Annotated in this window: 20 protein-coding genes; 5 read left to right on the top strand and 15 right to left on the bottom strand. The window is 57.2% G+C overall.

All coding sequences use genetic code 11. From position 1 onward, the window contains the following. Positions 1-101: 101 nt before the first annotated feature. The 7 genes from folK to dksA form a co-directional block, all read right to left on the bottom strand. Positions 102-596, bottom strand: coding sequence for a 2-amino-4-hydroxy-6-hydroxymethyldihydropteridine diphosphokinase (folK, locus tag HZS80_RS17315; RefSeq protein ID WP_179916754.1), 495 nt, complete (start codon positions 594-596; stop codon positions 102-104). Next, positions 596-1,978 (bottom strand): polynucleotide adenylyltransferase PcnB, encoded by a 1,383-nt coding sequence (pcnB, locus tag HZS80_RS17310; RefSeq protein WP_179916753.1) that lies wholly within the window; start codon positions 1,976-1,978, stop codon positions 596-598. Before pcnB ends, folK begins: the two co-directional genes overlap by 1 nt. Positions 1,979-2,874: 896 nt before the next feature. Further along, positions 2,875-4,263 (bottom strand): sigma-54-dependent transcriptional regulator, encoded by a 1,389-nt coding sequence (locus HZS80_RS17305; RefSeq protein ID WP_179916752.1) that lies wholly within the window; start codon positions 4,261-4,263, stop codon positions 2,875-2,877. Then, positions 4,241-7,189, bottom strand: a complete 2,949-nt coding sequence (locus tag HZS80_RS17300) for an ATP-binding protein (protein ID WP_179916777.1) — start codon at positions 7,187-7,189, stop codon at positions 4,241-4,243. Before HZS80_RS17300 ends, HZS80_RS17305 begins: the two co-directional genes overlap by 23 nt. 1 nt (position 7,190) lies before the next feature. After that, positions 7,191-7,367, bottom strand: coding sequence for a hypothetical protein (locus HZS80_RS17295; RefSeq protein WP_007111811.1), 177 nt, complete (start codon positions 7,365-7,367; stop codon positions 7,191-7,193). A gap of 1 nt (position 7,368) precedes the next feature. Next, positions 7,369-8,280 (bottom strand): tRNA glutamyl-Q(34) synthetase GluQRS, encoded by a 912-nt coding sequence (gene gluQRS, locus HZS80_RS17290; protein WP_179916751.1) that lies wholly within the window; start codon positions 8,278-8,280, stop codon positions 7,369-7,371. A gap of 116 nt (positions 8,281-8,396) precedes the next feature. Beyond that, the gene (dksA, locus tag HZS80_RS17285; RefSeq protein WP_007111809.1) at positions 8,397-8,834 is read right to left on the bottom strand and encodes an RNA polymerase-binding protein DksA; all 438 of its coding nucleotides are present in this window, start codon (positions 8,832-8,834) and stop codon (positions 8,397-8,399) included. 217 nt (positions 8,835-9,051) lie between these two features. Between dksA and HZS80_RS17280 the strand changes: the two genes are divergently transcribed. Continuing rightward, positions 9,052-10,212 (top strand): aminotransferase class I/II-fold pyridoxal phosphate-dependent enzyme, encoded by a 1,161-nt coding sequence (locus tag HZS80_RS17280; RefSeq protein ID WP_179916750.1) that lies wholly within the window; start codon positions 9,052-9,054, stop codon positions 10,210-10,212. After that, positions 10,209-10,940, top strand: coding sequence for a DNA/RNA nuclease SfsA (sfsA, locus tag HZS80_RS17275; RefSeq protein ID WP_374730583.1), 732 nt, complete (start codon positions 10,209-10,211; stop codon positions 10,938-10,940). Before HZS80_RS17280 ends, sfsA begins: the two co-directional genes overlap by 4 nt. Before the next feature lie 20 nt (positions 10,941-10,960). Here the strand turns inward: sfsA and HZS80_RS17270 are convergent, their stop codons facing one another. The 6 genes from HZS80_RS17270 to HZS80_RS17245 all read right to left on the bottom strand — a co-directional run bounded on the left by HZS80_RS17270 (position 10,961) and on the right by HZS80_RS17245 (position 15,596). Next, positions 10,961-11,410: a DUF4426 domain-containing protein gene (locus tag HZS80_RS17270; protein WP_179916749.1), complete on the bottom strand. Its 450-nt coding sequence runs from the start codon at positions 11,408-11,410 to the stop codon at positions 10,961-10,963. Between the two features lie 41 nt (positions 11,411-11,451). After that, entirely contained in the window at positions 11,452-12,045 is a 594-nt protein-coding gene (metW, locus tag HZS80_RS17265; RefSeq protein WP_179916775.1) for a methionine biosynthesis protein MetW, read from the bottom strand. Next, on the bottom strand, positions 12,045-13,271 hold the full coding sequence (metX, locus tag HZS80_RS17260; protein WP_179916748.1) for a homoserine O-succinyltransferase MetX: 1,227 nt from the start codon (positions 13,269-13,271) through the stop codon (positions 12,045-12,047). Before metX ends, metW begins: the two co-directional genes overlap by 1 nt. 66 nt (positions 13,272-13,337) lie before the next feature. Continuing rightward, positions 13,338-13,931, bottom strand: coding sequence for a YggT family protein (locus HZS80_RS17255; protein ID WP_035562766.1), 594 nt, complete (start codon positions 13,929-13,931; stop codon positions 13,338-13,340). A gap of 69 nt (positions 13,932-14,000) precedes the next feature. Further along, positions 14,001-14,825 (bottom strand): pyrroline-5-carboxylate reductase, encoded by an 825-nt coding sequence (gene proC / locus HZS80_RS17250; RefSeq protein ID WP_035562768.1) that lies wholly within the window; start codon positions 14,823-14,825, stop codon positions 14,001-14,003. 54 nt (positions 14,826-14,879) lie between these two features. Then, entirely contained in the window at positions 14,880-15,596 is a 717-nt protein-coding gene (locus tag HZS80_RS17245) for a YggS family pyridoxal phosphate-dependent enzyme (RefSeq protein ID WP_179916747.1), read from the bottom strand. A gap of 32 nt (positions 15,597-15,628) precedes the next feature. Between HZS80_RS17245 and HZS80_RS17240 the strand changes: the two genes are divergently transcribed. Together HZS80_RS17240 and HZS80_RS17235 are read left to right on the top strand one after the other, a co-directional pair. Next, complete coding sequence (locus tag HZS80_RS17240; RefSeq protein ID WP_035562773.1) at positions 15,629-16,672, top strand: type IV pilus twitching motility protein PilT; 1,044 nt, start codon at positions 15,629-15,631, stop codon at positions 16,670-16,672. Between the two features lie 7 nt (positions 16,673-16,679). Further along, positions 16,680-17,840, top strand: a complete 1,161-nt coding sequence (locus HZS80_RS17235; RefSeq protein WP_179916746.1) for a PilT/PilU family type 4a pilus ATPase — start codon at positions 16,680-16,682, stop codon at positions 17,838-17,840. 36 nt (positions 17,841-17,876) lie between these two features. On the opposite strand, the gene HZS80_RS17230 is transcribed toward HZS80_RS17235, so the two are convergent. Further along, a complete protein-coding gene (locus HZS80_RS17230; protein ID WP_035562776.1) occupies positions 17,877-19,016 on the bottom strand; it encodes an anhydro-N-acetylmuramic acid kinase in 1,140 nt (379 codons plus the stop codon). 145 nt (positions 19,017-19,161) lie between these two features. Here HZS80_RS17230 and tyrS point away from each other — a divergent pair, with 145 nt between their 5' ends. Next, positions 19,162-20,361, top strand: coding sequence for a tyrosine--tRNA ligase (gene tyrS / locus HZS80_RS17225; protein WP_179916745.1), 1,200 nt, complete (start codon positions 19,162-19,164; stop codon positions 20,359-20,361). 131 nt (positions 20,362-20,492) lie between these two features. On the opposite strand, the gene HZS80_RS23290 is transcribed toward tyrS, so the two are convergent. Then, positions 20,493-20,762, bottom strand: a 270-nt coding sequence (locus HZS80_RS23290) for a hypothetical protein (RefSeq protein ID WP_218927757.1), incomplete at its 5' end; no start/stop codon positions are given.

Below are 20,762 nucleotides of genomic sequence, written 5' to 3'. Positions count from 1 at the left end.
ATGCTGCTTCCCTGCAGGCGCGAAGTGGCGTAACCGGCAATTGTTACCTGAATGGGGTGTCGGTGTCGAGATTTGTGTCAAATGGTAGCGTTAGCCGCACACTAGGCGTTAGGTAAGCGTTCCAAGCCTTGGTTTTCAACACGTTCAAGCCAGATGGATAGCGGCTGTTGGAGAAGATCGAGAGAGGGGGCGATCTCTGCGAGGGGGAGCAGTACAAAGGCCCGGGCAGTCATTTGCGGGTGCGGTACGCGTAACCGCGGTGAGTTGATGTGGTCATTAGCGTAGAGCAGCAGGTCAAGGTCGAGCGTGCGTGGCCCCCAGTGGCGCTGGCGGCGGCGGCGATGCTGCTGCTCTAACGCCTGAAGCTGGTCGAGTAGCGCCAGCGGCGAGAGCCGGGTCTCCAGCGCTGCTACCGCGTTGATAAAGTCAGGCTGATCCTGCGGCCCCACCGGGCGGCTGGCGTAAAGCGATGAGGCTGCCACCAATCGACTTAGCGGTAGCCTTGCCAGCTCGGTGAGAGCCTCGCGAACCTGCTCGATAGGTGACTCTAGATTGCTACCCAAGCCAATATAGGCGAGCGGGGAAGGCGCACCCACTACTCTGGCGCGCTCGGCTTACGGCGCCGTTTGCGACGACGATCGCCCTGGCTGGCGGGGTCGCCGCCCACTTTTTGCAGCAGGCGACGCTGTTCGTGCTCATCGCCGCGCTGAAACGCCGTCCACCATTCGCCTAAACCACTGGGTATCTCGCCCGCCTGCTCGCGCAGCAGTAGCAGGTCATAGCCCGCCCGGAAACGCGAATGTTCGCGGGTTTGAAAGGCTTTTTTACCGCGCCGCTGGGGTAGCCGTTGCTGTAATTCCCAAATTTCCCGCATGGGGATGCCAAAGCGCTTGGGAATGGAGGTGAACTCTAACTGCCGGGATACCACCTGTTGAGCGGCTGCTTGAAGCGCAGGAATGGGCGGCATGCCCTCTTGTTCCAGCGCTTCCTGGCGATGCTTGACCGGGGCCCATAAAAACGCTGCCAGCAGAAAGGCCGGGGTGACGGGGCGTTCTTCGGCAATGCGTTTATCGGTGTTGGTCAGCGCCTGCTCAATCAGCTCTTCGGCCCAGGCGGCATCGGCCATGGCTTCTTCGGCTTCGGGGAACAGCATGCCGAACAGGCCGTAGTGGCTGAGCAGCCGGAAGGTGACCAAGCCGTGGCCCGACATAAACAGCTTGAGCACTTCATCGAATAGCCGCGCTGGGGGAATCTGCAGCAACAGCGGCGCCTGATCATACATCGGCGCTTCGGTAGCGGGGTCTAGCGTGAAGTCGAGCTTAGCCGCAAAGCGCACCGCCCGCAGCATGCGTACCGGGTCTTCGCGGTAGCGTGTTGCCGGGTCGCCAATCAGGCGCAGGGTGCGGGTTCTGATGTCCTCGGCACCATTGGCAAAATCAGTGATGCTGAAGTCGGCGATATTGTAGTAGAGCGCATTAACGGTAAAGTCGCGCCGCAGGGCGTCCTCTTCAATGTTGCCCCACACGTTGTCGCGCAGCAGCAACCCTTCATCGGACTGGTGGGCTATGTGGTCGCCATGCTCGTCTTGGGGTTTGCCACGGAAGGTGGTGACCTCAATGACCTCGCGGCCAAAGCGCACGTGGACAATCCGAAAACGGCGGCCGATCAGGCGCGAGTTACGAAATAGATCGCGCACCTGTTCGGGGGTGGCGTTGGTGGCGACGTCAAAGTCCTTGGGCATTTTGCCAAGCAGCGCATCGCGGATGCAGCCGCCCACCAAATAGGCGTCGAAACCAGCCCCGCTAAGGCGATAAAGCACTTTTAACGCGGCATCACTAATATGCTGGCGAGAAACAGGGTGCTCGGACCGAGGGATGTTGCGCGGAGTAAGGGCGCTGGTAGTGCTCTCTTGGGGATCAAGCAAGGTTTTCAATTGCTCCCCCGGGCTGTGTAGGAAACGGGTAAATCCTTTAAACATGCGACGATTTCAACTCGCAGGGTACATAAAAAAGTCAAGTATTGCGTAACATGACTATGTAAAAAGCACACCAAATGAGTACCTAACATAGAAAGTTAATGTTCGAGTGTATCCGACCCCCCAAGGCTTGCAAAGCATTTGACGCTGGTTTGCATAAACTCAAGTGTCCAGACACGGAAAGGGGAGGCTAAGAGAGCCTCCCCTATAAAGCAATCAATCAGCGTCCGTGCTGCTGTTTTTCTTCATGATGGCACATCGCCCTGAATACGCACCGCAGTCGGTAGGCGTTAGGATCGCAATCGCTCCGACCGCCTCGTATTCAAAACAATAATCCAACCGCGAACTTTTCTCCCCCCCGGGGAATTATTATTGGCGCCGGGGTGTACACACTGACAGCTATTGTTGTTGTTAGGATGCCAAGTCACGTTGTACGTCGCGTCCTTTCGGGCCACTTGCTACTTTTATTATTGTTAGCTGCGCCTGTGTTGCCTGCGCAAGCAAGTAATGAGACTCAAGCCTGTTGTTCTTATTAGTACCGTTATCTCTACCTGGCTCTGTTGTTTTTGTTGTAGCTCAGGTTCTGGCGAGGTCATGTTGTTTTTGTTAGTGACCTGGCGCTATGCCCAGTTTGTTTTTCTTACCCAGTAATACTGCAGACGCTGTGCCACCTATTTAATAAATTATAAATTTCAGAAGGTTGGCGTTTTTTTGAACGTGGTGGAACTTAGCGGCGCAAAAAGTGTTACCCCTTCTGGGTCCGTTTGTGCGCGGCTTTGTGTGGGAAGGTAACAGTGTCAGGGTAGCAGGGAGTAGGGTATTTCTTATTTAAATCAGTGTATTAGACAATGGTCGTAGAGGGCGCGAGGCGTTCGGGTAGCTAGGCGCCCCTGGGGGGCTTAGCCTGGGCGCCGGGCGGTTTTTTTGCGCGGTATGCCAAGCCGTTGGCGCCGCTCCCAAAGATTTTTACGGCTAATACCCAGTTTTTGTGCCAGTTCGGTTTCACTCATTTGATCCTGGTGCTCGAGTACAAAATGCTGAAAGTAATCCTCTAACGAGAGGTCGTCTTCATTTTCTTCCGCGGTATTATCTGCACTGCCAGAGGTGGCGGGAGTGGTCGTTGAGGGAGCATGAGGCCGAGTGGTAATGGGCGCTAAACCTAAATCATCCGGGTGGATCAAATGTCCCTCAGCAAGAATGACGCCACGCTCAAGGGCATTCTCCAGCTCGCGCACGTTGCCTGGCCAAGGGTAGTCGCGCAAGTCCTGACGGGCAGCACGTGATAAACGCAGACCGGTCCGTTCATGACGCTTACATGCTTTATCGAGCAGAATGTCAGCGATCTCGAGCACGTCATCCTCGCGCTCGCGCAGTGGCGGCAGCTCGATCTGCATCACGTTCAGCCGGTAATAAAGATCAAGGCGGAACTCACCGGTTTTTGACAGTGCCCGCAGGTCGCGATGGGTGGCCGCAATTAGCCGGACGTTAACGTGGCGGGTTTCCACCGAGCCAATTTTACGTATTTCGCCCTCTTGGAGTACACGTAACAGCCGTGCTTGAGCATCCAGCGGCAGCTCACCAATCTCATCCAAAAACAGCGTGCCGCCATCGGCTGCTTCGACCAACCCGGTGCGCGCGGCGCTGGCGCCGGTAAAAGCCCCTTTTTCATGGCCAAACAGCTCGGACTCGATCAGCGTTTCAGGAATCGCCGCGCAGTTGACGCAGATCAGCGGTGCTTTGGCGCGCTTGCTCTGCTGGTGAATCGCGCGTGCCACCAGCTCCTTACCGGTGCCCGACTCGCCCAGAACCAGTACGGTGACATCGGCGGGGGCGGTTTTACTAATGCGGGTGTAGACCTGCTGCATGGCAACGCAGTTGCCGATCATAGTCTGGCGGCCGCCGCCGGCATCGGTGATATCCGGCGGTGGGCTCTGCTGCATCGACTGCTTGTGCAGAATTCGCTCAACGGTTTCCAGCAGCTCCGCATGGTCGAACGGCTTGGCAACGTAGTCCACGGCGCCCTGTTTGAGCGACTCCACGGCAGAGCGCATGCTGGCGTAGCTGGTCATGATCAGAACCGGCACGGGGCTTGAAGCCGCGATCAGCGTAGTGCCAGGCTCGCCCGGCAGGCGCAGGTCGCTGATGATGAGGTCGAACCCTGTGAGTTCAAGCTGGCTGGCCTCCTCAGCGCTGCCTGCTTCGCTGACCGTATAGTCGTGGCGTTCCAGTAGGCGCTTTAACGCGCTGCGAATAATCGCTTCATCTTCAACAATCAGAATCCTGGGCATGAGCTGGCTGATCATCCTGTTGGTAAAGCGGCAGCCAAAGCGTAATGGCGGTGCCGCGAGGCTGTCCGGGCGGTGGCGAGGCCACGTCTATCTTACCCTGGTGTTCGTTGATAATCTGATAAGCCAGTGAAAGTCCCAGGCCGGTGCCTTCGCCTGCTGGCTTGGTAGTGGTAAAGGGCTCGAATAAATGCTCGCGCACTCGTGGGTCGATGCCCTGGCCGTTATCGGTTATCCGCCACCAGGCAAGCTGCTCATGGCGCCCTGCGGTGATGTGAACTTCTCCGCCCTGGCCGCAGGCATCCCGGGCATTGCTCAGCAGGTTGACCATCACTTGGGTTAATCGCTGGGCATCGCCGCGTACTACCACATCGTCAGGTGTTGCATTGGTTAAGGTAACATCCTCTCCCGAGCGGGCGAGGTGGATCAAGTGCAGCGCATCCTCGCTAATCGATGCGAGCGCCACAGGCGAGGTCGGGAGCGGCACCGATTGGCGCCCTCCATGGGCAAAACCCACCAGTGAGTTAACGATTTTGGTGACCCGCTGGGTTAACTGCTGGATTTGATCGGCAGTCTCCAGTAGGGCGGGGTCGTTGGTGTCGTAGCGTAAATTTTGCGCCAGCGACGAGATGCCGGTAATCGGGTTGCCAATTTCGTGGGCGACCCCGGCGGCTAACTGGCCGATAGAGGCAAGGCGCGCCGCATGCACCAACTCATCTTCCAACCACTTCATTTCGGTATGGTCTTCAATCAGAATAACGCTGCCGCCACGGCTGTCATTGCCGCTGAGAATCGCTTTGTGCAGGGTCAGAAAGTAATCCTTGCCATGTAGCGTCACCGCCTGCTTGTAGAGCGGGCCTGACGTCGCATCTAACACGCTGCCCAACAGGCTTGGCCAGGGGGCAGGCAGGCTATCGCGGCGTGAGCCAATCACGCTTTCACCGCTAATGCCCGAAAGTTGTGAAAGCGCTTGATTCCACATTAACAGCTCATCGTCATCGCCCAGGACACAAAGTCCCACCGGTAAATAAGCTAGGGTCTGGCGGTGGTGGCGGCGCAAACCGTCGAGTTCACGGGCTAACCCTGTTAGCCGTGAGCGGTAGGCTTCCAAGCGGCTTTCAACGAAGTGAATATCGTCGGTTTCCGGGGCGTCGTCGTGGCGGTAGGGAAGGTAGCGATCAACAATGTCTCGCGCCACCGATGGCCCCATTAGGCCCGAGAGATTGGCCTGAATACGGTCACGCAAGCGACGCAGCGCGTAAGGTCGGCGCTCCTGGGGTGTAAAGTTGAGCGCTTTCAGGGCCCGGTTAACTTCACGGCTAGCCGCCTCATCGCCGAGGGCGTGGGCTAAATGGGTAGAAAAGTCACTCGCCGTAGCGGCTTCTAGCGGAAAACGCTTGGAGCGAATAACCGCATCGACTGAGCACGCTTCTGCGGCGGACTGCTCCCCTTCAGAAATGCGCGTAAACAGCGATACCACAATCAGCAGCAGGATATTGACCGCTAACGAAAGCAGCGTGACGTTGTACCAAACCGGTGCCCCAGTGTCGGTAAGCGGTGTAAAAGGTAGCGTCGGTACGGGTAGCGAAAACATGAGTGGCAGCCATAGACCCCAAAGCCACACGCCCACACCTGCTATTAGGCCAATAATCATGCCTTTACGGTTAGCGCCCGGCCAATAGAGCAGCGCCAGCATGCCAGGCAGGCACTGGGCCATGCCGACAAACGCGGCTAACCCCAAGCCGATGAGACCATGGTGGCGACCTACCCACTGGTAAAACACCCAGCCGCCGATAATCACCGCGACCACTAAACCACGGCGCAGCCACAGCAGCCAGCCGTAGAGATCACTGCGCGCCTCAGGGGGCCTCGCTACCAGCACAATATGATTAAGCACCATGCCGGAAAGCGCCAACGCAATCATAATCATGGTGCCGCTGGTGGCGGCTAGCCCGCCGATAAACGCCAGCGCCCCTACCCACCAGTGTTCGCTCATTAGGTAGGCGGCATAGGCGGCGATGGGGATGTCGGGATTAACCGACTGCGCGGCCCACCAAATCAACGGCACGGGCAGCGCCATTAGCAGTAGAAACAGCGGCAGTGCCCAGCTCGCTTGTAGCAGGGTATGCCGCGACAGGCTTTCTGCAAAACTGATATGAAATAGGTGCGGCATCATAAACGCCGCCGCAAAAAACAGTAGCAGCAGGGTGCGCCACTGGGCAGGGTCAAGTTTGGGTGTCTGGTGCTGGAGGATAGCGCCTGGTCCTTCTAGCCAAAGCTGCAAATCACCTGGGCCATCAAACACCATCCATAGCGCCACCGCACCCAGGCCCAGCATGGCTAGCAGTTTAACAATGGATTCAAACGCAATGGCGCTAAGCAGGGTATCGTGGCGACCGTAAGACTGACTGTGGCGGGCCCCGAAAATGACCGCAAAGGCGGCAATGACGGCGCAAAAAAGCAGCGCAATGCCAGCGCCTGCCTGGCTGACGGTGATGATATTGATGGCTTCGCTCAGGGTTTTGACTTGAATGCCGAGCAGTGGCAGCACCGCCAGTAGGCTGACGAGGGTGACCAGCGTACCCGCCCACCGGGAACGAAAGCGAAAGGCAAACAGATCCGCCAGCGAGGTCAATTGATAGGTGCGGGTGATGCGCTGGATCGGTACCAGCAGCACAGGGGCGAGTAAGAAGGCACCCGCCGCGCCCAGGTAGTAGGCAAGGAAGCCAAACCCCGCGTTGGCCGCCATTTCGACGCTGCCGTAGATTGCCCAGGCGCTGGCATAAACACCCAGAGCAAGGGTGTAAACAATCGGGTGACGGGTAATGCGCACCGGCACCCAGCCACGCTCTACTGCAAAACCGCAGCCAAACAGCAGTGCCAGGTAGCCCAGCCCAAGCAGCAGCACGCCGACTATCTCAACGTGCATCTCAACGTTCATCAAGCTTCCTTTTCTGCTCCAGCCAGAGGGTTAACGCAATCAAACCACCCCAAATCGCAAACGGTCGGTACCAGGCGGCCTCAGGGTCGCTCCAGCCATTCATCAGTAGCGGAGAGAGCAGGTAACCGCCAAACACCAAAAACAGCATGATGCGGTAGACGTACATATCAATCTCCTGCTGGAGGTGAAGAGGGATTTAAACGGTGTGCCGTGGGGCTTAGCCGTGCCAACGACCAGTTCGCTACCGCCCAGTGTAGCTGAGTCGCCTGGGGCTCTGAGGCAAGTTCTTGGGGCGGTGCCTGATCAAGCGCTTCCAGCGCCTGAAAGAGCTGCTGGCGTAGCCCCTGCTCGTCTTCTGCCAGAGCCGGGGCCAGGTTTTGCTTGGAGAGCTTTTGCCCTTCAGCGGTCACAATGAGCGGCAGATGCAGGTAGCGCGGCTGCGGCAGCTGAAGCGCGCTCTGAAGTTGGCGCTGCCAAGGGGTGTTATCGAGCAAGTCGAGCCCGCGAACCACATCGGTAATCTGCTGCTCGGCGTCATCCACGACCACGGCGAGCTGATACGCCCAGAGGTCATCTTTGCGCTTTAATACCACATCGCCTAGTTCAGCCGGGTCAAACTGCTGTTCGCCGAACAGCCGGTCTTGCCAGCGGATAGGGCGTTCGCCACGGTCGCTGCGCAGCCGCCATGCCAGCGGTTTACTCGCATCGCAAACGCCATCGCGGCACCAGCCGGGGTAGATATCAAACGCCTGCCACTGCTTACGCGAACAGCTGCAGGGGTAGGCAAGGCCGAGCTGGATAAGCTGGTCAAGCGCCTGTTGGTAAGCATCGCTGCGGGTGTGTTGCCACATGACAGCTTCATCCCACTCCAGACCGAAGGTTTCCAGCTGGCGCAGGATAGTGCTCGCCGCATCTTCAGGGCAGCGCGGTGGGTCGATATCTTCAATGCGCACCAGCCACTGCCCATCGGCTGCGCGGGCATCTAAATAGCTGCCTAAGGCGGCGACCAAAGAGCCAAAGTGCAGCGGGCCAGAGGGCGTAGGGGCAAAGCGGCCCCGGTAGCGAGCAAAATCATTCATGGTAGCGTCATTGTTGAGAGGGGCTGGTTATTGACAAAAAAGCCATTCACAAAAAGCCGTTCACAAAAACGGGCACCCTAAGGTGCCCGCGTTCGAGTAGCACGGTCATTTAGTGCTCAGCCGCCTAGCTGTTTCTCTTTGAGTTCCGCCAGGGTTTTGCAATCCACGCAAAGGGTGGCGGTGGGGCGAGCTTCTAAACGCCGAATGCCGATTTCAACGCCGCAGGCTTCGCAGAAGCCGTAATCGTCATCATCGATGTTATCTAGTGTTTCGTTAATTTTCTTGAGCAGCTTACGCTCGCGATCCCGGGTACGCAGTTCCAGGCTAAAGCCCTCTTCCTGGGTAGCGCGGTCGGCGGGGTCGGCGTAGTTGTTCGCATCTTCCTGCAGGTGGCGTACGGTACGATCCACCTCTTCCATGAGATCCTGTTTCCAATCCAGCAGCAGCTGACGGAAGTGCGCTAGCTGCTGCTCGTTCATATACTCTTCACCCGGCGCTGGCTCATACGGGGTGAAGGACTTGGACGCTTCCGGTTTCTTTTCTGCTACTGGCATGGGACTGCCCCTTACATATGTGACTACTGATCGACCATGAGCGATTGTCACGATCTCACGCCAAAGGGATGCTTGTTTAGCTGAAAAATGACTGGGTTGCAAGCATAATGGTGAGCTTTCGACGATTGTTTGGCCTTGAATATGACTAGCGCCATGTTTTAGTTAGTTTTTCGAAATTTGCCCAGTTTTACAAAATGATTAGATTGAAGGAGCCGTTATGGCCTGGAATTCGCGTGTCGATCACGTTGCCCCTTTTCGGGTCATGCATTTGCTGGAAATGGCCCAGACGCGGGAAGCCGCCGGCCACGATGTGATTCACCTGGAAGTAGGCGAGCCGGATTTTGTTACTCCCGAGCCGATTATTGCTGCCGGGCAGCAGGCGCTGGCCAGTGGTCTTACCCGTTATACCCCCGCGGCAGGGATACCCGCACTGCGTGAAGCAATTGCCGGGCACTATGCTGAGCACTTTAACGCCACGGTAGATCCAGCGCGTATTTTGGTAACGCCGGGTGCTTCAGGCGCGCTGATGCTGGCCAGCCAGCTATTAGTCGAAAGCGGCTCGCGGGTGCTAATGGCTGACCCTAACTACCCCTGCAATCGCCACTTTATGGCCCTGGCGGGCGCAGAGATCGATGCGATATCCGTGGGGCGCGAGAGCGGCTGGCAGTTGGATGCCGCCCTGGTCGCCCAGCATTGGCGAAAGGACACTAGCCTGGCGATGTTGGCGTCGCCCTCTAACCCCACCGGCCACACGTTGAGCGCGCCACAGCTCTCTGCAGTGCTTGATGCAGTTGCTGAACGTGAAGGCGAGGTTATCGTCGATGAGATTTATCAGGGCCTCAACTACGACGATGCGCCGCTGTCGGCGAACTCGCTCTCGGCCAACGCCTTTGTGGTGAATAGCTTCTCAAAATATTTTGGTATGACCGGCTGGCGCCTGGGCTGGCTGGTAGCGCCAGAGCATGCGGTGGAGCCATTAACGCGGCTGGCGCAAAACATGTTTCTAGCCGCGGCGACGCCTTCGCAGCATGCCGCCCTGGCGGCGTTTACGCCCGAGTGCCGGGGTATTCTTGAACAGCGCCGTGAAACCCTGAAAGAGCGCCGCCAGGTGCTGCTGGAGGGCCTTGCAGGCTTGGGGCTGGCGCCGGATATACCGCCCCAGGGGGCGTTCTATTTATGGCTGGATATCTCCCGCTACAGCCGCGATAGCCAAGCCTTTTGTGAGCGCCTGTTGCAGGAGGAGAACGTGGCGATTACCCCGGGCATCGATTTTGCCGTGCGTGGTGGCGAACACCATGTGCGTATTGCCTTCACCAATGATGTCGCACGCCTGGAAGAGGCAGTGGCACGGATTGCCCGCTTTGTGGGCAGATTATGATGCTGTCTTATTCGTCGCTGGTGCCGGGCACGCTGATCAAGCGTTATAAGCGCTTTCTCGCCGATGTCCTGTTAGATGATGGCCGCGAGGTGGTCGCGCACTGCCCCAATACCGGCTCGATGAAGGCAGTGAACGTGCCAGGGTGCCGGGTGTGGTTGTCACCCAGCGATAACCCCAAGCGCAAGCTTGCTTGGACCTGGGAGTTTATCGAGCTGCCCCAAGCGGATGGACAGGTGGCGCTCGCCTCGGTGCATACCGGCCGCGCTAACCGCATCGTGGAAGCGGCGCTGGAGGCGGGGGCTTTGGCACCATTGGCAGGCTACGCCACTCTGCGCCGGGAGGTGAAAGTGGCCGATGCTCGCCTGGATTTTAGGCTGGAGGATCCAGAACGGGGGCGGGCGTATGTTGAGGTGAAGCAGGTCACCCTCAAAGAGCAGGACGGCCACGGCTACTTCCCAGACTCGGTAAGCGTGCGCGGTACCAAGCATCTGCATTCGCTGCGAGTGCTGGCAGAGCAGGGCGAGCGTGCGGTGCTACTGTTTTGTGTTGCCCATGAGGGCATTGCGGATGTGGCCGCCGCAGCCCATATCGACGCGACTTACGCGGCAGCGCTTTTAGAGGCCTCGGCCAGCGGGGTGGAAGTGCTGGCCTATGGTATTGACGTGATCCGGGAGCGGGAGCGTCCCATTGGAGTGCGGTTAACCCGCAGCCTGCCTGTACGGTTGTAGATAGGGCTTAGAGATAGAACTTAGCGATCAATATAAAAACGCTGAATAAAGTTAACCGGCTCGGGGGCGGCGTTGCGGTCGTAGCGCACGCTTAGCTCAAAGCGCATGCTTTCATCTTCGCGCATGGTAAAAGGCGCCAGATGGTAGGTCGCATCGCCGTCATGCACGGTGCGAAAGGTGAGTGATTCCTGAACGCCCGTCAAGCCACTAACGTGGCCCTGTACGCTGGCGTTAACGGGGCGGGTACTGCCATCGTCCTGGCGCTCGCGAACGCTAACATTGACCAAACCGCGGTTGGAGCTGCGCTGGAGGTTGTTCGCCTGGGCCACTTCAGGCGTCAAAAAGCTGCTGTTCACCGCGCTGTAGTGAATCTCGTAATCGCCTACACTGACGAACTGCTCAGCGTGGGCCCCAGCGGCGGCGAAGAGCGTGCCGACAAGGGCGGCACCGATCATTAATCTGCGTAACATGGCGTGGCTCCTAGGATGATCGATAAGTTGAATGTCTAAGCCTAGCGTCGGCGAACGCGGAAGATGGCAATTTCACCGAATAAATTGGGCCACAGTCGCGATTTCCAGTGACCTTGATGATCTCCTACGCCCACCGCGCGATCAACAATCATCAGACCCTTCTCGCGGCACAGATGCTCAAAGTCGTTGAACGTTGAGAGGTGGATGTTGGGTGTGTCGTACCAGGCGTGGGGCAGCGATTTGGATACCGGCATATAGCCGCGCAGACCCAAATGAATGCGGTGACGCCAGTAGGCGAAGTTGGGGAAAGTGATGATGCCTTCTTCGGCGACGCGCAGCATTTCATCGAGCATCTTGTCCGGACGGCGCAGCGCCTGCAGCGCCTGGGTCATGATCACCTGATCGTAGCTGTTGTCGCAGAAGCTGCTTAAGCCGTCATCCAGGTTATGCTCAATCACGCTGACGCCCCGGGCGACACAGGCATTAATGCCGTCGTGGTCGATCTCCAGGCCATAGCCGGTCACGCCTTTATTTTTCGCCAGCGTCTCAAGCAGTTCGCCGTCGCCGCAGGCGAGGTCGAGCACGTGCGCCCCTTCGGGCACCCAGTCATAAATCAGTTCAAGATCGGCGCGCATCATGGCGTTTCCTCCAGGCTCGCTTTATCTTTACCCGCTTCATCTCCGCCCGTTTCGGCGAGATTAAGCTCGCGGGCAGCGCGGCTCATAAAGGCGCTTAAGATAGCGTCGTAGCGCGGATTCGAGAGTAAGAAAGCATCGTGCCCATGGGGTGAATCGATGTTGGCGTAGCTAACCGCTTTGCCCGCGCGGGTGAGCGCATCGACCAGCTCACGGGAACGCGAGGGTGGGAAGCGCCAGTCGGTGGTAAAGCTAACAATCAAAAATGGGCACTGTGCTGGGGCCAGGGCTTTGGCTAAGTCGCCTCCCTGGGTAGCGGAAGGGTCAAAGTAGTCCAGCGCCTTGGTCATCAGCAGGTAGGTATTGGCATCAAAGGCCGTGGAGAAGGTATCGCCCTGATAGCGCAAGTAGGACTCCACTTGGAACTCAACGTCAAAGCCAAAGTTGAGGTCGTCGCTACGCAGGTCGCGGCCAAACTTGCTGCCCATGGCGTCTTCTGACAGATAGGTAATATGGCCTACCATGCGCGCCAGTTTCAGCCCTCGTTTAGGTACGGTGTCGTGCTCAGCGTACCAGCCATCGAAAAACTCAGGATCGGAGCGTATCGCCTGGCGAGCCACTTCGTTAAAGGCGATATTCTGTGCCGAGAGCCGGGGCGTTGCGGCAATCACCACCGCGTTAGCGACGCGTTCCGGATAAGTCATGGTCCACTGCATGACTTGCATGCCGCCAAGGCTGCCCCCGACGGCTGCAGCCCAGCGCTCAATGCCCAGCTGGTCGGCAAGTCGCGCTTGGCTGGCGACCCAATCGCTAACCGTCACCATGGGGAATTCGGGCCCCCATTGGCGGCCGGTCTCGGGATTGTGGCTAACCGGCCCGGTGCTGCCGTGGCAGCCACCCAGGTTATTCAGCGAAACAACAAAAAAGCGGTTGGTATCGATCGCTTTGCCGGGGCCAATATGGGCATCCCACCAGCCGGGCTTGCGATCATCCTCGCTATGGTAGCCCGCGGCGTGGTGGTGGCCGGAAAGTGCGTGGCAAATCAGCACGGCGTTGCTACGCTCGGCGTTCAGCGTGCCGTAAGTTTCGTAAATCAGCTCATAGGCAGGCAGCACTTTGCCACACGCAAGTGCGAGGGGCGTGTCGAAACGTGCTACGTGCGGAGTGACAAGGCCGACGGATGTCGTCGGCCGGTCTGCAAAGGCAAGAGTGTCTGAATCAGGCATTGAAGGCGCTAGTCCTGCTGAAGGTTTGCGACTGAATGAATCTTGCTAAATAGGCACTGGCTGCCATCACAACCCAACCAGCGCGCCGGAAATGCCCGCCGCACGAATCATTGAGCCGACCACCAAACCATCAATCAGGTTAATGGCAATAAACACCACGATAGGCGAAAGATCGATCATTCCCAGCGATGGAACCACTTTGCGCACCGGTGCCATAATTGGCTCTACCAGTTGCATCACCAGCAGCGCACCTGGATGACTGGCGTTAGGCGCTACCCAGCTCAAGATGATCATGACAATCATGGCGAAGAAGTAGATTTTTAAAATCGCATTCGCCAAGGCCGCTAGGCCCGCAATCAGCAGGCCAGGAATGGGTGGCATGCCAACGCCGATGACCATGAAAATGGCGACAATGCTGACGACTTTCAAGACAAAGCCTGCCGCCAACGTGGCGAGATCAAAACGACCTGCAACGGGACCTAAAAAGCCCTGAAACAGACCTACTACCGGCTGGGTGATTTTAACCACCGACTGGCTTAACGGGTTGTAGTAATCCGCCCGCGACGCTTGCAGCAGAAAGCGCAGCATGAGTAAAAAGAGGTAAATATTGATCAGGGTATTTACCAGCATTAACCCTGCACTGCCCAATTCATTGCCCATTATTATGTCTCCTTGATGATTCATTGCGAAGCGGTGGCGTTACTGAACCGTTATGTCAGTACTGTTATGTCACTCTCCGCTCAGTTCCTTAGCCATTGCCTGGGCGCGATCAGCGCAGGCCTGCATGGCGTCGGCAATCGTGGTGCGCAATTGTGCCTCTTCCAGATGTTGAATGGCACGTTCGGTGGTGCCGCCCGGCGACATCACGTTCTGTTTCAGCGTGGCCGGGTCTTTATCACTTTGCTGCGCCATCGTAGCGGCGCCCAGTGCGGTTTGAATAGCGAGGCGGCGCGCAGTGGCGGCAGGCAGGCCGAGTTTAACCGCGGCTTCTTCCATGGCTTCGAACATCAGAAAGAAGTAGGCCGGTGCGCTGCCGGAAACGGCGGTCACCGCATCTAACAGGGCTTCCTCTTCCACCCACTCGACAATGCCGACCGCTTCCATTAGCTGGGTGGCCACATCGCGCTGGTCATCGCTTACTTTCGCATTGGCGTAGAGGCCGCTGGCGCCATAACCGACCAGCGATGGCGTATTGGGCATGCAGCGTACCATGGCATTTTGGCCGCCTAGCCACTGGTCGATCGTGCTGGCATCCAGGCCAGCAGCTATCGAGATAACCAACGGCTGCTGGCGCTGAACGCTGTCGCGCAGCGCTTCACAGACGGCGCGCATGATTTGCGGCTTCACTGCCAGTACCACCACATCGGCTTCAGCCACCGCCAAATTGTTGTCGGTGTCGGTATTGATGCCCAAGCGTTGTTTAATCGATGCCAGTTCGCTGTCATTCGGCGCAGTGGCGGTAATAGTAGAAGGCGCGACGCCGCTGTCGATGAGGCCGCCGATAATGGCGCTGGCCATATTGCCAGCCCCAATGAAGGTAATGTTATTCGCCATGCCAGGTGTCCTTAAATAAAAGTATGTTCAGTGTAAAGGTAGGCGACTGCCCGCCTAGGCCGATTGGCGGGTGCCGAAAATCGCGGTGCCTAACCTTACCAGCGTGGCACCTTCCAGTACCGCCGCTTCTAAATCGTCGCTCATGCCCATTGAGAGTGTATCAAGGGGGGCATCCGGCAAGCTGCTCTGGAGGGAGGTCAACGCCTCGCGCAGCGCTGCCAATGGCTGGCGCTGAGCATCTACGCCTTCCGTCGGGGCGGGAATCGCCATTAAGCCGCGCAAGTGCAGGTTGGGCAGCGTGGCGACTTCTTTTGCCAACTCTTCCAGCGCTTCCGGTAGCACACCGGCCTTGCTCTCTTCGCGGCTGATATTAACCTGCAGGCAGATATTCAGCGGCGCTAGGTGGGCCGGGCGCTGTTCGCTGAGGCGCTTAGCAATTTTTAGCCGATCAACGCTGTGCACCCAATCAAAGTGCTCGGCGACAGCGCGGGTCTTGTTGGACTGCAGCGGCCCAATGAAATGCCATACAATGTCGTCAAGATCAGCAAGCTCAGTCTGTTTCTCTAGCGCTTCTTGCAGATAGTTTTCACCAAATTCACGCTGGCCTAACTGCCAAACCTGGCGAATCATTGCCGCAGGCTTGGTCTTGCTGACCGCTAGCAACTTGGCTGCATCCTGGGCGCGTCCCGCGGCTTCTAATGCGTTACGCAGGCGTTCACGCGCCTGATCGTATGAAGAGCCGAGTGACTCGTTAAGCGCGATGTCTGTCATACTCAAGCACCTTACCGCAGCTGGGAAGAGAGATGGATATTACCGAACTGCTAGCATTCTCGGCAAAGCAGAATGCCTCTGACTTGCACCTTTCGGCCGGTTTGCCGCCCATGATACGTGTTGATGGCGACATTCGTCGGCTCAATGTGCCTGCTATCGATAATAACGATGTGCGCAAATTGATCTACGACATCATGAATGATCGACAGCGGCGCGACTACGAAGAGCATCTGGAAATTGATTTTTCCTTTGAGGTGCCGGGGGTGGCGCGCTTCCGCGTGAATGCCTTCACCCAAGCGCGCGGTGCAGGGGCGGTGTTTCGCACCATCCCCAGTCAAGTGCTCTCCATGCAGACCTTGGGGCTAGGCGAGGTGTTTGAGCGCTTAGCGATGTTGCCGCGGGGCTTAGTGCTGGTGACGGGGCCAACGGGCTCGGGCAAGAGCACCACGCTGGCCGCGATGATCGATTACATTAACGATCATCGTTATGAGCATATTCTCACTATTGAAGACCCCGTCGAGTTTGTCCACGCCAGCAAGCGCTGTTTGATTAATCAGCGCGAAGTGCACCGTGACACCCATAGCTTTGCCGATGCGCTGCGCAGCGCGCTGCGTGAAGACCCGGATGTGATTCTAGTCGGTGAGCTGCGTGATCTTGAAACTATCCGCTTGGCGTTGACCGCTGCGGAAACAGGGCATTTGGTACTGGGGACGCTACACACCACTTCGGCAGCTAAAACCGTTGACCGGATTATCGATGTCTTTCCCGGTGAAGAGAAAGCCATGGTGCGCTCCATGCTCTCTGAATCACTCCAGGCAGTGGTGTCACAAACCCTGCTTAAACGTGAGGGCGGTGGGCGCGTGGCGGCCCACGAAATCCTTATTGCCACGTCTGCAGTGCGCAACTTGATTCGTGAAGACAAAGTGGCGCAGATGTACTCGGCCATTCAAACCGGTGGCAGCTTGGGCATGCAAACGCTGGATTCCGCGCTGTCCCGGTTAGTGAAAGAGGGTTCGGTAAGTTTGCAAGAAGCGCAGCTGAGGTCAAAGGGAACGCTGTCGATAAAGGAGGAGTAAAGAATCTATGAGTCAAGATGCCCAGCTTTCGCCCGCCCAGTGGCTGCACCAGCTGCTTGATATTATGGTTGAGCAAAACGCTTCTGATTTGCTCATCTCCGTGGGTGCGCCGCCAAGCTTGAAAATGCCCGATGGGTTGGTGCCCTTGGGTCAGCAACGCTTAACCGCGCATCAGGTAAGTGAGCTGGTTACTCACGCTCTACCGGAAGGATTGCGTGAACGTTTTACCTGTGAGCATGAAGCGAATTTCGCGCTCAGCCGAGAAGGCAAGTGGCGCTTTCGGGTCAGCGCGTTTCAGCAGCGCAATCAGATGGCCATGGTAGTGCGCAGCATCGCGATGGAAATTCCTTGCCTAGAGGCGCTGGGTGTACCAGAACAGTTGGCAGAATTAGCTCAGGCCAAACGGGGGCTGGTACTGGTGGTGGGTGGCACGGGAACGGGTAAGTCGACGACCCTGGCGGCGATGATTCAGCAGCGCAACGAAACCGTTGGCGGCCATATCATCAGCATCGAAGACCCCATTGAGTACTTGCACTCGCACAAGCGCGCTATCGTCAATCAGCGCGAGGTGGGGATCGATACCGAATCGTTTGAGGTGGCGCTAAAAAATACCCTGCGCCAGGCGCCGGATGTGATTCTGATTGGTGAAATCCGCACCCGAGAAACCATGGAACACGCACTGACCTTTGCTGAAACCGGCCATCTCTGCCTGGCAACGCTACATGCCAATAACGCCAATCAGGCGTTAGAGCGCATCATTCACTTCTTCCCTCATGAACGCCATGAGCAGATATGGATGGATCTGTCTCTGAATCTGCGTGCAGTCGTCGCCCAGCAGCTGCTGCCCACGCTTGCAGGCGGGCGCTGTGCTGCTATCGAAATCATGCTGCAGTCGCCGCGCATCGCCGACTTGATCCGTAAAGGGGAGGTCGCCGAGATGAAAGCAGCGATGGCCAAGTCCCGCGATGCCGGAATGCAGACCTTCGATCAGGCGCTGCATGATCTGCATCAGGCGGGGCATATCAGCAGAGAGGTGGCCATGGCACACGCCGACTCGGCTAACGACCTGCGCATGCTGCTCAATGTTAGTGACGCCAAGGGGCGTAACCTCTCGCTAGATGAACAGGTGCCGAGTCATTTAAGCCTACGCGATGGCGATGATTACTAAGCGAGCCTTGCGCAGCTCTAAGCAACTCAGCAAAAGCTATGCAGCATAAATACCACCCAATACCCGGGAGCCCTGCGCACCGGTGACCGAAGGTAAGTTGCCAGGCAGATGATTCAATCGCTGGTGAGCCAGCCAGGCAAAGGCGCCGGCTTCTATCCAGTCTTCAGGCCAGCCGTACGCGGCTGGCGAAGTGAGCGTTGCGCGCGGGAGATGATAGGCAAGGCGCTGCATTAAGTAGCCGTTGTGAGCGCCGCCACCAGCGGTGATCAGCGTTAGTGAACCGCCACTGATCCGCAGTTGTTCAATGCCTTGAGCAACACTGACGGCAGTGAGTTCGGCCAACGTCGCCTGAACATCGGCGGCGGATTCTTGGCCGCTGAGATGTTGGCGGAGCCAAGCCAGGTGGAAAAGCTCACGCCCTGTACTTCTCGGCGGCGGCTGCTGGAAAAACGGTTCTGATAATAACCGAGCTAACAGCGCTTCATCTATCTTTCCACTAGCGGCCCAAGCGCCGTCTTGGTCAAAGCGGCCGCCTTGGTGCAAGGCAAACCAGGCATCCAATAAAACATTCGCTGGCCCGGTATCAAAACCAATCACTGGGTCGTTCGGCTGACTGGAAAGCCAGGTCAGATTGGCAAAGCCCCCTAAATTGAGCACTAGCTGGTGCGCGTCTGATCTACCCAATAGCGCCTGATGAAACGCTGGCGCCAGTGGGGCTGCCTGGCCGCCAGCGGCTAAGTCACGGCGGCGGAAATCGGCGACCACCGCGCAGCCGGTGAGTTCTGCCAGCAGGCTGGGGTTATCCAACTGAAGCGTATAGGCCGGGCCGCCTCCGTGACCTTTAGGGGCGTGCTCGATAGTCTGGCCATGGCTGCCGATGGCGCTGATCTGTTCTACGCCCAATGAAAGTGGCGCTAATAAGTGTTTCACAGCTTGGGCTTGGCATTGGCAGAACGCGTGCTCCGCTGCTGCGAGCTGGGCAAAGCTCACCTGCTCTGCATGGCACAGTGTGAGCAGCAGGCGATGTAGCTCATCTGGCATGGGTTCGGCATGGGTGGCCAATAGGCGCGGCGGCGAGTCATTTTCGATGGCGATAAGTGCCGCATCAATACCGTCCAGACTAGTGCCGGACATCAGGCCAATATAGTAAAGCGGCGAAGCGGTAGGTGTTTTCATAAATGAACTCGTACAAAGCGGGGCTGAGGCTAAACCAGGGTGAGCGCTAAACCAAGGCTCAACCAAGGCGAACGAGCATGGTAACATCGTCGGTTATTTATCACCTGAGCCCGGTATGGGCGGTTCTTTATAGTGGAGAGAGGCAATGAGTGAGGTGGATCAGGCTTTAGCGCTGTTATCGCGCGGTACGCATGAAATCCTGGTAGAGGATGAGTTAAAAAAGAAGCTGGCCTCCGGCCGCAAACTGCGTATTAAAGCGGGTTTTGATCCCACGGCCCCTGACCTGCACCTGGGACACAGCGTGTTATTAACCAAAATGCGCCAGTTCCAGGACTTGGGGCACACGGTTATCTTTTTGATCGGCGACTTTACCGGCCGTATTGGTGATCCCACCGGTAAGAACGTGACGCGCAAACCGCTCACCGAAGAGGACGTGAAAGCCAACGCCGAAACTTACAAAGAGCAGGTGTTTAAAATCCTCGATCCTGAAAAGACCGAGGTACGTTTTAACGCCGAGTGGTTTAGCGAGCTCACCGCCGCCAAAATGATTGAGCTGGCTGCCCAAAGCACCGTCGCCCGCATGCTGGAACGGGACGACTTTGAAAAGCGCTATAAAGCCAATCAATCCATTGCCATTCACGAGTTTCTCTACCCGCTGGTACAGGGCTACGACTCGGTAGCGCTTGAGGCGGATGTGGAGCTGGGCGGCACCGACCAGAAGTTTAATCTGCTGATGGGGCGTGAGATTCAAAAGCACTTCGGCCAGGAACCCCAGGTGGTCATCACCATGCCGCTATTGGAAGGGTTAGACGGTGTGCAGAAGATGTCGAAGTCCCTGGGCAACTACATTGGTGTCGATGAAGCGCCTGGATCCATGTTCAATAAGCTAGTCTCTATGCCGGATAGCTTAATGTGGCGCTATTTTGAGCTGCTCTCTTTGAAATCAAATGAAGAGATCGACGCGCTTAAAGAGAGCGTTGAGCAAGGTGCCAACCCGCGTGACGTTAAAATGGAGTTGGCTCGAGAACTCATCGCCCGCTACCACGGTGATGAAGCGGCGGCCAATGCGCACAAGTCTGCGGGTAATCAGCTGGCCGATGGCGAACTTCCAGAAGACCTGCCCGAAGTCACGGTCGATTTCGAAGGCAGCGAGCAAGCGCCCATTGCGGCAGTGCTTAATAGGGCAGAGCTTACCAACAACAGCGCCCAAGCCAAGGATATGCTGGGGAATGGCCGGGTTAAAGTCGATGGCGACGTCGTTGCCAAAGACACCATGCTGGCGACAGGTAAGAGCTATGTGATTCAGGCGGGTAAGAAACGTTACGCCCGTGTGACGCTTATTTGAACTTTTTGTGCTTATTTTCAATCTAGGTCTTGCCAACCCGGCAGCGAAACCGTAAAGTACGCATCCGCTGCCGGGGACGCCAAGCGTTACCAGCGGTGCATAAGGTGTAAAAGCCTTGGTTTGTCAAGCAGTTAACGCTTTTGCGAAAGCAAGCGGTTTTGGATGTTGATTGATCCGCATCGAAAACAACGCCCTTGACAAACACCAGGAACTGCGTAGAATACGCCTTCCTCGCTGCGGCAAGCCAGTTCAACGGTTCGCCAGTCAAACACAGCGAAACAGCTCTTTAACAATTTGATCAGGTAATTCATGTGGGCGCTTGCTGATGTTGGTGACAAATCACCGAATATCAAGGCAAGCGACTCAAGCAATAGGGTGTTAAAGGATTCGTCCTTTGGGAT

It is taken from the genome of Vreelandella glaciei, from assembly GCF_013415125.1.
In the GTDB taxonomy this organism is placed as follows: Bacteria; Pseudomonadota; Gammaproteobacteria; order Pseudomonadales; family Halomonadaceae; genus Vreelandella; species Vreelandella glaciei.
Note: the sequence above shows the minus strand (reverse complement) of the source record. Positions and strands in the feature narration are given on the sequence as shown.

What these genes read in the sequence shown, in the direction of transcription:
- dksA (WP_007111809.1), bottom strand. Translation starts at nt 8,834, where the DNA reads ATGCCAGTAGCAGAAAAGAAACCGGAAGCGTCCAAGTCCTTCACCCCG.
- metW (WP_179916775.1), bottom strand. Translation starts at nt 12,045, where the DNA reads ATGCGCGCCGATCTTGAACTGATTTATGACTGGGTGCCCGAAGGGGCG.
- HZS80_RS17255 (WP_035562766.1), bottom strand. Translation starts at nt 13,931, where the DNA reads ATGGGCAATGAATTGGGCAGTGCAGGGTTAATGCTGGTAAATACCCTG.
- HZS80_RS17235 (WP_179916746.1), top strand. Translation starts at nt 16,680, where the DNA reads ATGAGTCAAGATGCCCAGCTTTCGCCCGCCCAGTGGCTGCACCAGCTG.
- HZS80_RS17230 (WP_035562776.1), bottom strand. Translation starts at nt 19,016, where the DNA reads ATGAAAACACCTACCGCTTCGCCGCTTTACTATATTGGCCTGATGTCC.
- HZS80_RS17300 (WP_179916777.1), bottom strand. Translation starts at nt 7,189, where the DNA reads ATGCACGTTGAGATAGTCGGCGTGCTGCTGCTTGGGCTGGGCTACCTG.
- metX (WP_179916748.1), bottom strand. Translation starts at nt 13,271, where the DNA reads ATGCCTGATTCAGACACTCTTGCCTTTGCAGACCGGCCGACGACATCC.
- HZS80_RS17305 (WP_179916752.1), bottom strand. Translation starts at nt 4,263, where the DNA reads ATGCCCAGGATTCTGATTGTTGAAGATGAAGCGATTATTCGCAGCGCG.
- proC (WP_035562768.1), bottom strand. Translation starts at nt 14,825, where the DNA reads ATGGCGAATAACATTACCTTCATTGGGGCTGGCAATATGGCCAGCGCC.
- tyrS (WP_179916745.1), top strand. Translation starts at nt 19,162, where the DNA reads ATGAGTGAGGTGGATCAGGCTTTAGCGCTGTTATCGCGCGGTACGCAT.
- gluQRS (WP_179916751.1), bottom strand. Translation starts at nt 8,280, where the DNA reads ATGAATGATTTTGCTCGCTACCGGGGCCGCTTTGCCCCTACGCCCTCT.
- pcnB (WP_179916753.1), bottom strand. Translation starts at nt 1,978, where the DNA reads ATGTTTAAAGGATTTACCCGTTTCCTACACAGCCCGGGGGAGCAATTG.
- HZS80_RS17245 (WP_179916747.1), bottom strand. Translation starts at nt 15,596, where the DNA reads ATGACAGACATCGCGCTTAACGAGTCACTCGGCTCTTCATACGATCAG.
- HZS80_RS17270 (WP_179916749.1), bottom strand. Translation starts at nt 11,410, where the DNA reads ATGTTACGCAGATTAATGATCGGTGCCGCCCTTGTCGGCACGCTCTTC.
- sfsA (WP_374730583.1), top strand. Translation starts at nt 10,209, where the DNA reads ATGATGCTGTCTTATTCGTCGCTGGTGCCGGGCACGCTGATCAAGCGT.
- HZS80_RS17280 (WP_179916750.1), top strand. Translation starts at nt 9,052, where the DNA reads ATGGCCTGGAATTCGCGTGTCGATCACGTTGCCCCTTTTCGGGTCATG.
- HZS80_RS17240 (WP_035562773.1), top strand. Translation starts at nt 15,629, where the DNA reads ATGGATATTACCGAACTGCTAGCATTCTCGGCAAAGCAGAATGCCTCT.
- HZS80_RS17295 (WP_007111811.1), bottom strand. Translation starts at nt 7,367, where the DNA reads ATGTACGTCTACCGCATCATGCTGTTTTTGGTGTTTGGCGGTTACCTG.